Here is an 11573-nt window from a genome sequence, read left to right on the forward strand (position 1 = left end):
AGCAATCACCGAAAAGCGAACCGACGAGGCGTTCGATCGCCGCGAGCGTGAAAGCGACACGCAACGCAACCCGGAAAGGCAGTGACCGCGTTCGGCATGTCGCCATTGCAGCCACAGGTCAACGAATCGACAACCCCGCGCCGAGTGTGAGCACCGATCGGTGATCAGTAAACAAACAAATGGCAGCCATGCACCGGTCGTCCCGCGCGGCAAGATGATTGCCTCGCACCGAGGCGCCAATTAGCCTGATCGGTAAGCAACAACGAATTCCGCTTGGGAGAAAACACATGGCGCGGCTCAAATTCGGCGCGTTCCTCGCTCCGCATCATCCGATCGGCGAGCATCCGATGCTGCAATTCCGCCGCGACCTCGATCTGGTCTCGCAGCTCGACGAGCTCGGCTATGACGAGTTCTGGTGCGGCGAGCATCATTCCAGCGGCTGGGAGATGATCGCTTCGCCCGAGATGTTTCTCGCCGCCGCCGGCGAGCGCACCAAGCGCATCAGGCTCGGCACCGGCGTCATCTCGCTGCCCTATCATCATCCCTACAACGTCGCGCAGCGGATGGTGCAGCTCGATCACATGACCGGCGGCCGCGCCATCTTCGGCTCGGGCCCGGGCGCGCTCGCCTCCGATGCCCACACGCTCGGCATCGATCCGATGACGCAGCGCGACCGTCAGGACGAGGCGATCGCGATCATCCGCCGCCTGTTCAACGGCGAGCGCGTCACGGCGAAGAGCGACTGGTTCACGATGAACGACGCGGCCTTGCAGATCCTGCCCTTGCAGGAGGAGATGCCGTTCGTCGTGGCGTCGCAGATCTCGCCGTCCGGCATGACGCTCGCCGGCAAATACGGCATCGGCATCATCTCGCTCGGCTCGATGTCGACCCAGGGCCTAATGGCGCTGCCGCAGCAATGGGAGTTCGCCGAGGACGCGGCGAAGAAGCACGGCACCAATGTGAGCCGCGCGAACTGGCGCGTGCTGCTGTCGTGGCACATCGCCGAGACGCGCGAGCAGGGGCGCCGCGAGGCCGGCGCCGGACTGATGCGCTGGCACAACGAATATACGGTGGGCACCCTGATGCGTCCCGGCCTGAAGCCGTTCTCCTCGCCCGATGAGGCCGTCGACAAGACCGCCTTCGTCGAGGGCGCGGCATCGACGATCGGCACGCCGGACGATCTCGTCAAGACGATCAAGAACCTGATGCAGGTGTCGGGCGGTGTCGGCCACATCATCGGCTTCGTGCACGACTGGGCCAATCCGGAGAACACGCGCCGCAGCTGGGACATGGTCGCGCGCTACGTGGTTCCGGAGATCAACGGCTACATCGACGGCCTGCGCCGGTCGCAGAAATTCGTCATCGAGAACCGCGCCATCTTCGAGCGCGCGGGACAGGCCGTGATGGCCAAGATCATGGACAACGACAAGGCCGCCGCGGCGCTGTCGCAGACCGGACCTGGCCGCGTCGCGATTCCTGCGGTGAATGCACCGGACCTGCAGGAGGCGGCGGGGAAGCAGAGGGGATGAGAAGCGTGGGGCGGAGCGGCGCAGCGTCATCCGCCACATCCGGCGCAGCCGGATTCATCAAGCCGCCGAGACGCACAATCGAGAAGGCCCGCAATCTGTCGGCGGATGACGCGGCGCCAATCCGCCATATGCGGGGTTGCTACCTGACCGCGGCCACCAGCTTCTCGCAGTCAGCAAGCGTCGCGATCTGCTTCAGCGTCTCGCGCAGCGCCGGCAGGTTGACGGGCTTCTGGAATTGCGGATAGACGACGAGCCCGAGCACGGTCGCGAGCCGGACGTGCTCGTCGCGCGTGGCGTCCTCCGCGCCGCTGATGAAGATCACCGGCGTGCGCGATTTCAGCTCGTTGAGCAGCAGCAGGATGTCGGCGCCGCAGCGGTCGCCGAGCGACAGATCCAGCGTGATGCAGTCGAAGGTCCGCCGGCGCAGCAGATCCGCCGCCGCCTCGACCGAGGTTACGCAGGTCGCCTCGTAGCCGCACTGCGCGGCGATCTTGCGCAGGATCGACAGATGCACCTCGGCATCCTCGATCACCAGCAACTGGTTGCTCATTTCCCTTGTCCTCGTTGCCTGTTGACCAGACGTCAGGTCAGGCCGTTGCTAGATGCCGCCAGTGGCCGGGTGGTAAACATTTGGCTCCGTGGATCTACGGGTGAACGGGACGCGGGGGCCGCCTGGAGCGAGGCGGGCCTGATGACGTGCGGCCAGCCCGAGCAGGCTCGCGGCGATCGTGTGGTCATGGATGCCGACTCGTCGCCATCTCGTCGAGCGCCGCCTCACCCCGGTCGACGTATCCCGCCAGCAACACCGCGACCTTTTTGATCCAGTCGATGGCGATGCAATTGCCGCGTTCGATGCAACCGGCGATGGTGCCGCAACCATGTCGAATCGACGTCGCGCGCTGGGGCAAAGCATGACGAAATCTGGAGTGGCCGGGATTGCGGCCGCGTTGGCGAGCATTGTCCTGGCGGGGTCAGCGCTGGCGGCCGACCTGCCCGTGAAGGCATCGCCGGTTGTGGCCGCGCCGTCGTGGACCGGCGTTTATGCCGGCGTGTCGATCGGCGCCCGCTGGGCCGACAATGATTGGCGGACCAGCGACATCTCGCCGAACTTCGGTGCCGGCGTGTTCGTGCCGACGGCCGGCACCGGCGGGGCCATGGACAGCGTAGCAGCCAGGATCGGGGGCTATCTCGGCGTCAACTGGCAGTTCGCCCCGTCATGGGTCGCAGGACTCGAAGCCGACTCGGGATGGGCCGACAACAAGACGACAGCAAATCCCCTGCCGGGAACCACCGGGCTGTTCTTCGGTGCTCCGCTGGTCGGCCTTCCCGCAGGCTCCGTGAAGGAGACGTGGGACGGCAGCGTGCGCGCCCGGCTCGGCTATCTGGTTGCCCCGGACACGCTGGTCTATGGCAGCGGCGGCGTGGCGTGGCAGCGCCTCGAGCTGAACGCCAACTGTACCGTCGTTCCGGGCAACGCCTTCTGCTTCGGCAATCCGCACAACGAAACCCAGGCATCGACCCGGGTTGGCTGGACCGTCGGCGGCGGCGTCGAGCACATGATCGGCGGCCACTGGCTGGTGCGCGCTGACTACCGCTACGCCGATTTCGGCACCTGGACTCAGCCCTTCTTCGTCGCGGGCGGCGTCGGGATCGGCTTCGACGACCGCTTCACGGCGCACGTCACGACGCGCACCCACACCGCGACAGTGGGAGTCGCCTACAAGTTCTGAGGCGCGGTCGGGGGTGAAGACTGCAGGGTGGCCAAAGCAGCCCCCGCAGGCGGCTGCGTGCCCATTATTGATCTAAGAGCTCCTCAGCAAGATGGTGGGCGCGGCACCACTGCAAGCGGGCCCGTGGAGCGATCGACGGATCGCCTTTGCCCCCCAGGGCGGCGTCATCCGCGGCGATATCAACCTATGACTTGCCAGCTTTTGGTCACACAGTCTGATCTCCCGGAGATGAGGCGCCAGCGACCGCATGGCGGACACCGGCGCAGGGGAGCGTCTCCAAAATTTTCTTAACCCGGACCTGCTACCTCTCGCGAGTAGGACACCTCACTGCCCGCCGTCTCGACCCGGCGGGCTTTTCCGTAGGAAAGGTCGCCAATGTCACTCTCTTCAGCCAGGAACTACGCGCTGCGCGCCGAACGGTCGCAGGATCCCAAGGAGGCCGCCGACCTCCTGGCAAAGGCGATCCTGGAGCTGGCCGCCTCGATCGAGGCAACCGACGCCAAGGTGAAGAAGATCAACAAATCGGGCGGCTGACGGTCTCGACGTCCAGATCGGAACGCGTGGCGGCTTCTGCTTGCTCGCCTCGAAAGATGATCCGCTGATCCTGCGTCGATAGACCGCCGATATCGCGGCATCACTCGCGAGCGACAGCAGGAAATAATGGCGCCCGTCCGGGCCGACGGGCAAATCGCTTCCAGCAAAGCGCCTTTGAGAACGCGAAGCCGCACCGCGACGGCCTGCCGGTCGCAGGCTCATCACCATAAGGCGATGCGCGCCGAAAAACTCATTTCACGAACCAGCTCAATCACATCACCCCTGTCCAGTCCCGCGCGCAAAAATATTCTGCTTTCGTTTTTCCGAATCTCGCATATCGTCACGTCGTCCCGTCTCGATCAGAGGGGCGCTTCGCGGTCGTCACGAACGTTGAGGCGGGATGCGGTGGGCGCGTCGATGTTGCAGCGTAGGGTGATCCCGCGCCGACGAACAGCAGAGATGCGCACGGTCAAGTCGCGTGGTCCTGGCACCCCGATGCTGGTGTCCCGCGTAACGCGCGCAAGCGCGTTGCGCGCACGGTGGCCAACAAGCCCGGCGCACCGGGGAGATCGCGAAGCAGCCGTCAAAACCATCGCGCGGGGAATGCCGGGATGCCTCGGCTGAACCTGTGGTACCTGCCGCCTGCATTTTTTTCTGCAGGCGGGCCATGGGTGCGGCCAGCGCCCGGCATTCCCCGTGCCCTCTTCCCAAGGAGGGCAGCAAGTCCAGCAGGACTCGGACGCATGAAGCGCGTCGCGAGATCGCGAACGCGTGCGATGCAGCACAACTACACCGAGACGAAATAACGCAGCGTATTGCATGATGGCTGCAACCGCCCTTCAATGATGTGCCGGCGCATCGCCGCGCCCCGCCGATCCGAAAACGGAGCCTCCTTGATGTCGATGCAAAGTGTGGCCACGCCATCGTTCCGCCTGACCTCGCCGCGGCGCAACTCGCTGACCCATATTCCGGGCGACGAAGGCTGGCCGATCATCGGCAAGACGTTCGAGACCCTCGCCGACCCCAAGGGTCACGTCGAGCGTAACGCCAGGAAGTATGGCCCCGTCTACCGCACCCACATGTTCGGCGACGTCAACGTCGTGCTGCTCGGCCCCGAAGCCAACGAGCTGGTGCTGTTCGACCAGGCCAAGCTGTTCTCCTCGGCGCATGGCTGGGGCCACATCCTCAATTTGCTGTTTCCGCGCGGCCTGATGCTGCTCGATTTCGACGAGCACCGCATGCACCGCAAGGCGCTGTCGGTCGCCTTCAAGGCCGGGCCGATGAAGTCCTATCTCGCCGGCCTCGACCGCGGCATCGCCGCGCGCATCGCGCAGTGGAAGGCAAATCCGGGCGAGATGCTGTTCTATCCGGCGATCAAGCAGCTCACGCTCGACCTCGCCGCGACGTCCTTCCTCGGCACCGAGATCGGACCGGAGGTCGACGCCATCAACCGCGCCTTCGTCGACATGGTCGCAGCCTCGGTGGCGCCGATCCGGCGGCCGCTGCCGGGCACGCAGATGGCGCGCGGCGTCAAGGGTCGCCAGCGCATCGTCGCCTATTTCTCCGAGCAGATCCCGCTGCGCCGCGCGAAAGGCGATGGCGACGACCTGTTCTCGCATCTGTGCCGCGCCACCGACGACCACGGCGCCCTGCTGTCGACACAGGACATCGTCGACCACATGAGCTTCCTGATGATGGCGGCGCACGACACGCTGACCTCGTCGCTGACCTCCTTCATCGCCCAGCTCGCCGCGCATCCGCAGTGGCAGCAGAGGCTGCGCGAGGAGGTCGCCAGCCTCGGCCTCGCCAAGGACGAACCGATGACCTCGGAGCATCTGGAAAAGATGAAGCTGACCGAGATGGCGTTCCAGGAGACCCTGCGGCTGATGCCGCCGGTGCCGTCGCTGCCGCGCCGGCCGATCCGGGATTTCACCTTCAAGGGCTACGCGATTCCCGCCGGCACCGGCGTCGGCATCAACCCGATGTACACCCATCACATGCCGGAGATCTGGCCGGAGCCGGAGCGGTTCGACCCGATGCGCTTCACCGACGAGGCCCAGCGCGGCCGCCACCGCTTCGCCTGGGTGCCGTTCGGCGGCGGCGCGCACATGTGCCTCGGCCTGCACTTCGCCTACATGCAGGTGAAGTGCTTCGCGCGGCACTTCCTCGCCAACCTCGAGGTCTCGTTCGCCCCCGGCTATCAGCCGAACTGGCAGGTCTGGCCGATCCCGAAGCCGCGCGACGGTCTGAAGGTGATGTTGAAGGCGGTGTGATCGGTCCGCATAGATGCAGCAAACGCGCCAAGGATCTCGGTTTGTCGCGGACTCGTTCCTCCTCGTCATGGCCGGGCTTGTCCCGGCCATCCATCCTGCTGCAATCCGCGGACGGAGAGACGTGGATGCCCGGGCCTTCGCCGCGCCGAAGCGGCTTCGGCCGCGCAGGCGGGCCAGGCCCGGGCATGACGAAGTGTATACTTCACCATCCCCTACTCCACTGCGTCCCCGAGCAGCTTGCGCATCGCCTGATAGCCTTGCTGCTGCTGGCTCCAGTTGCGGCCGCCGGTGATGGCGCCGTCGATGACGAGATCATGGCCGTTGATGAAGCTGGATTCGTCGCTGGCGAGAAACACCGCGGCATGCGCGATGTCGTCGGGCAGGCCAGCGCGCGGGATCGGCTGCGCCGTGGCATAGGCGTTGCGGATCGTCTCCGGCGTCTTCTCGGCCGCCTCGGTCGACAGTCCGAGCGCCTTGCCGAAGATGCCGGTCGCGATCAGTCCGGGCGAGATCGAGTTGACGCGCACGCCGGATTCGCCAAGCTCCATCGCCACGCATTTCGTCAGATGGATCACCGCCGCCTTCGCCGTGCTGTAGACCACCGAGGTGGAGAAGCCGGCGAGCCGGCCGGCGATCGAGCCGTTGTTGATGATGCTGCCGGCACCCTGCCGCTTCATGTGGGGCGCGGCGTATTTCATGCCCAGCATGACGCTGCGCACCAGTACCGCCATGGCCTGGTCGAAGCGATCGGCGTCGAGGCCTTCGATGCCGCCGGTCTGCGCCGGACCGCCGGCATTGTTGAATACGCAATCGAGCCGGCCGAAGCGCTCGACCGCGCCATCGATCAATGCCCGCATCTGCGCGTCGACCGTGACGTCGGTCTGCCGGAACACACAGCTCGCTCCGAGCCGGCTCGCCAGCGCCTCGCCCTCCGCGCTGCGCCGGCCCGCGACGACGACCTTCGCACCCTCGGCCACGAAGATTTCCGCCGTGCGCAGGCCGATGCCGCTGGTCGCGCCCGTGATCACGGCGACCTTGCCCTCCAACCGTTCCATTCCCTACTCCTTGCGTTGCTGCTACGTGCTCGTTCTTGGCGGCGGAATAATAAGCGCCCGAGTTCCGCCGCGGAACCGTCATCGTGCGCGCCAAACGGCAACACACGCAAGACGGCTTCCATCAACCGGACAAATTACCGCCACGTCGGCCTTAATTTGGTTGCGCAGTTGAGGCTCATGGATGTCCATGACGCGACTCATCGACGACATCAAGCGGATCTGGCGCGGCGAGCAGCAGCCTTCCCTGACATGGAGCTGCATGTTTGCCGCGATGTGCCTGCTCGCAGCCACGGCGATCCGCTACGGCATGGCGCATCTGCGGCCCGACGTGTTCTTCACGCCCTACATGCCGGCCGTCTTCTTCGCCACCGCGATGGGCGGATCGGGCGTCGGCCTGGCAACGGCGATCGCAGGCGCAGCGCTCGGCCTGACGCTCGATTTTGGCGGCGGTCCGGCGGATGGCGCCCGGCTCGCGCTGATGGCGATGTATATGGTCGTGGCGCTGCTGGTGATCTGGGGCGTCGATCACTACCGGCGGCTGGCCGGCAAGCAGCGCGAGATCGCCCGGCGGCTCACCGAGGAGGAGCAGTATCGCAAGCTCCTGGTCGAGGAGCTGCATCACCGCCTCAAGAACAAGACCTCGACCATTCACGCCGTGCTGCATCAGGTGCTGTACGACCAACCGCAGGTGTGGAGCCGCATCGACCAGCGCATCCGCGCGCTCGCGACCGCCGACGATTTGGTCGCGCGCGCCGAAGGACAGGGCTGCGACCTCAAGGACCTGCTGGTGTCGGAGCTCGGGCCTTATGGCCAGGTCCGCTTCGAGCTCCACGGCCCGCCGCTGTTCCTGCCCGCCAAGCTGGCCGTCAGCCTCGCTTTGATCTTCCACGAGTTGGCGACCAATGCCGGCAAATACGGCGCCTTCGCCTCGCCGCGCGGCTTCCTTCAGGTGTCATGGACGATGCAGGAGGACCGGCTCCATCTGACCTGGGACGAGGCCGCGGGTCCGCCGATCGGTCCGGTCGGCATGCCCGGTTTCGGGAGCAAATTGCTCAAGGCCGCGTTGTCGTCGTTCGACGGCAGGACCGAGACCAGCTTTCTCGAATCCGGCCTTCACTGCACCTTGCAGTGTCGCGTGCCACCGAATTGAATTGGCCGCCGGGCGGCCATTCCTGCCTGCGACTTTCGCCGCATGGGTCCGGTCGCGTCGTTCTTCCGATTCAGGAACGGTTAATGACGCCGCGGCACAAAGCTCCGTTCTTTCCAAGACTTGGCGCGCACGTTCCGGGTTTCTACGTAGCGCTTAACTAAAATGAAGCGGGAACTTTGCACAATCGGCGCATGTACAGCAGCGACCGATTCAACTTTTCTCCCGGACCGAACGAGGGGCTGGGCTCGACCGAGGCCGAGTTGCGCTTCCTGCGCACCGTCCTCAGCCAGCTTCCCTCGGGCGTCACGGTCCAGGACGAGCACGGTCGCTTTCTGCTGGTCAACGATACGGCCGCCGTCCAGCTCGGCGCCGCCGCCAACAGCATCGACGGCCTCTCGGCGCCGCATCTCCACAACAGGCGCACGGCCTGCCGCGAGATCCTTGGCCGGGGACGAACGGTGATCGGCGAGGAAAAGGTGGCAGGCGAGCGCGGCGGGCAGACCCTGCTGACAGCGCATCGGCCGGTTCGCATCGGCGACCAGAGCGTCCTCATCTCCAGCTCGGCCGACATCAGCGAGCAGAAGGAGTTCGAGGACCAGCTGTTTCGCGCCGCCTATTATGACGAGTTGACCGGCCTGCCGATGCGCCGCGTGGTCGAGCATCGCGCCGACCTCCTGGTCCGGCGCGGCCGCGTCGACGGACGCTTCGCGCTCGCCTTTCTCGACCTCGATAATTTCAAGTACATCAACGACTATTACGGTCACGCCACCGGCGATGCGCTGCTGGTCGAGCTCGCCAAGCGCATCAGCCGCGACCTGCGCGAGTCGGACCTGCTGTCGCGCATCAGCGGTGACGAGTTCCTGCTGCTGCTGCATCCGATCGAGCGTGCCGAGGAGGTCGCCGAATTCCTGCACGACATGCTGGACCGCCTGAACGCGCCCTTCTTCATCGACGGCGCGGAGGTGTTCGCCTCCGCGTCCGTCGGAGTCAGCCTGTTTCCCGAGCATGGCGCAAGCTACGACGTGCTGCGCCAGAACGCGGATCTGGCGATGTACCGCGTCAAGAACAGCGGCAAGGGCACGCTGGCCTTCTTCTCCAGCGCGATGGAGCACGAGGCGCTGGCGCGCATGAAGGTCGAGCAGTCGCTGCGGCTCGCGATCCTGGAAAAGCGCTTCTGCTGCGCGTTCCAGGCCAAGGTCGACATCCGCACCGAGGAGATCAAGGGCATCGAGGCGCTGGTACGGCTGCGCGACAATGAAGGCGTGATCCAGGCGCCAGGCTCCTTCATCAATCTCGCTGTCGAGCTCGGCCTGATCGACGAGCTCGCCCATCTCGTGCTGGACGAGATCGTCAAATCGATCGATCTGATCAACGACGCGTTTGGACCGGACGCGACGATCAGCATCAACGTCGCGGCAAAACAGGCGTCGAATCCGGAATTCATGCAGCCGTTCGCCCTGGCGATCGCGGCGACCGGCTTTCCCAAGCGGTTCATGATCGAGGTCACCGAGGACGCGTTCGTGACCCGCAGCCATTTCCAGGATGAGATCGTGCCGCTGCTGCGCGGGATCGGCGTCGGCATCTCGATCGACGATTTCGGCATCGGCTATTCGTCGCTATCGGCGCTCGCCGACATTACGGCGGACGAGATCAAGATCGACCGCTCCTTCATCACCGACATTCATAAGCGGCCGCGCAGCCAGGGCATCCTGCGCGCGATCGAATCCCTGAGCGAGGCGCTGGGCATGACGGTGATCGCGGAGGGCATCGAGTCGTTCGAGGAGCTCGCCTATCTGCAGGCCGCGACCAAGATCCGCTATGCGCAGGGCTACTACTTCTCGCGTCCGATCTTCCTGGAAGAGCTGAAGCCGGCGGCCCCGCTTGCAAGCGAAGCGCGCATCAGTCTCGCCAGTCGCCCTGTGCAGGAAAATCGCCAGGCCTATGCGCGCAGCAGCCGCTATCGGCGTTGACCTCTCGGAGGACGGAGCCCTTCAGCACAAAATATGAGCGTCACCGGCTGCCGCTGAAAGCGCCTTGACCCAGGCTGAGCCTGCACACTATCAGTTGCAGGCAACAGCCGCCGGTAGCTGGGAGGAAGGCTCGTGAAGACGTCACATATTCTCAAAGGTATTGTTTCATCATTGACTGCCGCCCTGCTGGCCACCGCCGCCCAGGCCGACGATCTGAAAATCGCTCTCATCTACGGCAAGACCGGCCCGCTCGAGGCCTACGCCAAGCAGACCGAAGCGGGTCTCCGCCTCGGCTTCGAATATGCCACCAAGGGCACCAACATGATCGACGGTCGCAAGATCGTCATCATCACCAAGGACGACCAGGGCAAGCCCGATTTGTCGAAGGCCGCACTGTCCGAAGCCTATCAGGATGACGGCGCCGACATCGCGATCGGCACGACCTCCTCCGCCGCGGCGCTCGCGGACTTGCCGGTCGCCGAGGAGAACAAGAAGATCCTGATCGTCGAGCCGGCGGTCGCCGACCAGATCACGGGCGAGAAGTGGAACCGCTACATCTTCCGCACCGGCCGCAACTCGTCGCAGGATGCGATCTCCAACGCGGTCGCGATCGGCAAGCCGGGCGTCACGGTCGCCACGCTGGCGCAGGACTATGCCTTCGGCCGCGACGGCGTCGCTGCCTTCAAGGAGGCGCTGGCCAAGACCGGCGCGACGCTGGGGGCCGAGGAATATGTGCCGACCAGCACCACCGACTTCACTGCCGTCGGCCAGCGCCTGTTCGATGCGCTGAAGGACAAGCCCGGCAAGAAGATCATCTGGGTGATCTGGGCCGGCGTTGGCGATCCACTGACAAAGCTGCAGGACATGGATCCGAAGCGCTACGGCATCGAGCTGTCGACCGGCGGCAACATCCTGCCGGCGCTTGCCGCCTACAAGCGGCTGCCGGGCATGGAAGGCGCCACCTATTACTATTATGACATTCCCAAGAACCCCGTGAACGACTGGCTGGTGGCCGAGCACCAGAAGCGCTTCAACGCGCCGCCGGACTTCTTCACCGCTGGCGGCTTCTCGGCCGCGATGGCCGTCGTCACCGCCGTCACCAAGGCCAAGTCGACCGACACCGAGAAGCTGATCGCGGCGATGGAGGGCATGGAGTTCGATACGCCGAAGGGCAAGATGATCTTCCGGAAAGAAGATCACCAGGCGCTGCAAAGCATGTATCACTTCCGCGTCAAGGTCGATCCGAACCTCGCCTGGGCCGTCAACGAGCCGGTGCGAGAGATCAAGATCGACGAGATGGCGGTGCCAATCCGCAACAAGCGGTGAGATGAT

Annotated in this window: 10 protein-coding genes; 7 read left to right on the plus strand and 3 right to left on the minus strand. The window is 65.2% G+C overall.

What is annotated here, in order from left to right:
• The first annotated feature begins 287 nt into the window (after window positions 1–287).
• A complete protein-coding gene (locus ACQR1H_RS26335) occupies window positions 288–1529 on the plus strand; it encodes an LLM class flavin-dependent oxidoreductase (protein ID WP_434839918.1) in 1242 nt (413 codons plus the stop codon).
• A gap of 139 nt (window positions 1530–1668) precedes the next feature.
• Here the strand turns inward: ACQR1H_RS26335 and ACQR1H_RS26340 are convergent, their stop codons facing one another.
• Together ACQR1H_RS26340 and ACQR1H_RS26345 are read right to left on the minus strand one after the other, a co-directional pair.
• Complete coding sequence (locus ACQR1H_RS26340) at window positions 1669–2079, minus strand: response regulator (protein ID WP_434848386.1); 411 nt, start codon at window positions 2077–2079, stop codon at window positions 1669–1671.
• 184 nt (window positions 2080–2263) lie between these two features.
• Entirely contained in the window at window positions 2264–2437 is a 174-nt protein-coding gene (locus tag ACQR1H_RS26345; RefSeq protein WP_434839920.1) for a hypothetical protein, read from the minus strand.
• Window positions 2438–2440: 3 nt separating this feature from the next.
• Between ACQR1H_RS26345 and ACQR1H_RS26350 the strand changes: the two genes are divergently transcribed.
• The 3 genes from ACQR1H_RS26350 to ACQR1H_RS26360 all read left to right on the plus strand — a co-directional run bounded on the left by ACQR1H_RS26350 (window position 2441) and on the right by ACQR1H_RS26360 (window position 6066).
• A complete protein-coding gene (locus ACQR1H_RS26350) occupies window positions 2441–3259 on the plus strand; it encodes an outer membrane protein (RefSeq protein ID WP_434848387.1) in 819 nt (272 codons plus the stop codon).
• A gap of 375 nt (window positions 3260–3634) precedes the next feature.
• Window positions 3635–3793 (plus strand): hypothetical protein, encoded by a 159-nt coding sequence (locus ACQR1H_RS26355; RefSeq protein ID WP_315803846.1) that lies wholly within the window; start codon window positions 3635–3637, stop codon window positions 3791–3793.
• Window positions 3794–4689: 896 nt separating this feature from the next.
• The gene (locus ACQR1H_RS26360) at window positions 4690–6066 is read left to right on the plus strand and encodes a cytochrome P450 (protein ID WP_315803847.1); all 1377 of its coding nucleotides are present in this window, start codon (window positions 4690–4692) and stop codon (window positions 6064–6066) included.
• 212 nt (window positions 6067–6278) lie between these two features.
• Here ACQR1H_RS26360 and ACQR1H_RS26365 read toward each other — a convergent pair whose 3' ends face one another.
• A complete protein-coding gene (locus ACQR1H_RS26365) occupies window positions 6279–7121 on the minus strand; it encodes an SDR family NAD(P)-dependent oxidoreductase (protein WP_434908414.1) in 843 nt (280 codons plus the stop codon).
• 181 nt (window positions 7122–7302) lie between these two features.
• Between ACQR1H_RS26365 and ACQR1H_RS26370 the strand changes: the two genes are divergently transcribed.
• The 3 genes from ACQR1H_RS26370 to ACQR1H_RS26380 all read left to right on the plus strand — a co-directional run bounded on the left by ACQR1H_RS26370 (window position 7303) and on the right by ACQR1H_RS26380 (window position 11567).
• On the plus strand, window positions 7303–8271 hold the full coding sequence (locus ACQR1H_RS26370; protein WP_434908415.1) for a sensor histidine kinase: 969 nt from the start codon (window positions 7303–7305) through the stop codon (window positions 8269–8271).
• Window positions 8272–8462: 191 nt separating this feature from the next.
• On the plus strand, window positions 8463–10241 hold the full coding sequence (locus ACQR1H_RS26375; protein ID WP_315803850.1) for a putative bifunctional diguanylate cyclase/phosphodiesterase: 1779 nt from the start codon (window positions 8463–8465) through the stop codon (window positions 10239–10241).
• Between the two features lie 132 nt (window positions 10242–10373).
• Complete coding sequence (locus ACQR1H_RS26380) at window positions 10374–11567, plus strand: substrate-binding domain-containing protein (RefSeq protein ID WP_434908416.1); 1194 nt, start codon at window positions 10374–10376, stop codon at window positions 11565–11567.
• Window positions 11568–11573 lie beyond the last annotated feature (6 nt).

This window comes from Bradyrhizobium sp. HKCCYLRH2015 (assembly GCF_051168215.1).
Lineage (GTDB): Bacteria > Pseudomonadota > Alphaproteobacteria > Rhizobiales > Xanthobacteraceae > Bradyrhizobium.

Coding starts and splice junctions, on each gene's coding strand:
- ACQR1H_RS26335 (WP_434839918.1), top strand. CDS start 288: ATGGCGCGGCTCAAATTCGGCGCGTTCCTCGCTCCGCATCATCCGATC.
- ACQR1H_RS26340 (WP_434848386.1), bottom strand. CDS start 2,079: ATGAGCAACCAGTTGCTGGTGATCGAGGATGCCGAGGTGCATCTGTCG.
- ACQR1H_RS26350 (WP_434848387.1), top strand. CDS start 2,441: ATGACGAAATCTGGAGTGGCCGGGATTGCGGCCGCGTTGGCGAGCATT.
- ACQR1H_RS26355 (WP_315803846.1), top strand. CDS start 3,635: ATGTCACTCTCTTCAGCCAGGAACTACGCGCTGCGCGCCGAACGGTCG.
- ACQR1H_RS26360 (WP_315803847.1), top strand. CDS start 4,690: ATGTCGATGCAAAGTGTGGCCACGCCATCGTTCCGCCTGACCTCGCCG.
- ACQR1H_RS26365 (WP_434908414.1), bottom strand. CDS start 7,121: ATGGAACGGTTGGAGGGCAAGGTCGCCGTGATCACGGGCGCGACCAGC.
- ACQR1H_RS26370 (WP_434908415.1), top strand. CDS start 7,303: ATGTCCATGACGCGACTCATCGACGACATCAAGCGGATCTGGCGCGGC.
- ACQR1H_RS26375 (WP_315803850.1), top strand. CDS start 8,463: ATGTACAGCAGCGACCGATTCAACTTTTCTCCCGGACCGAACGAGGGG.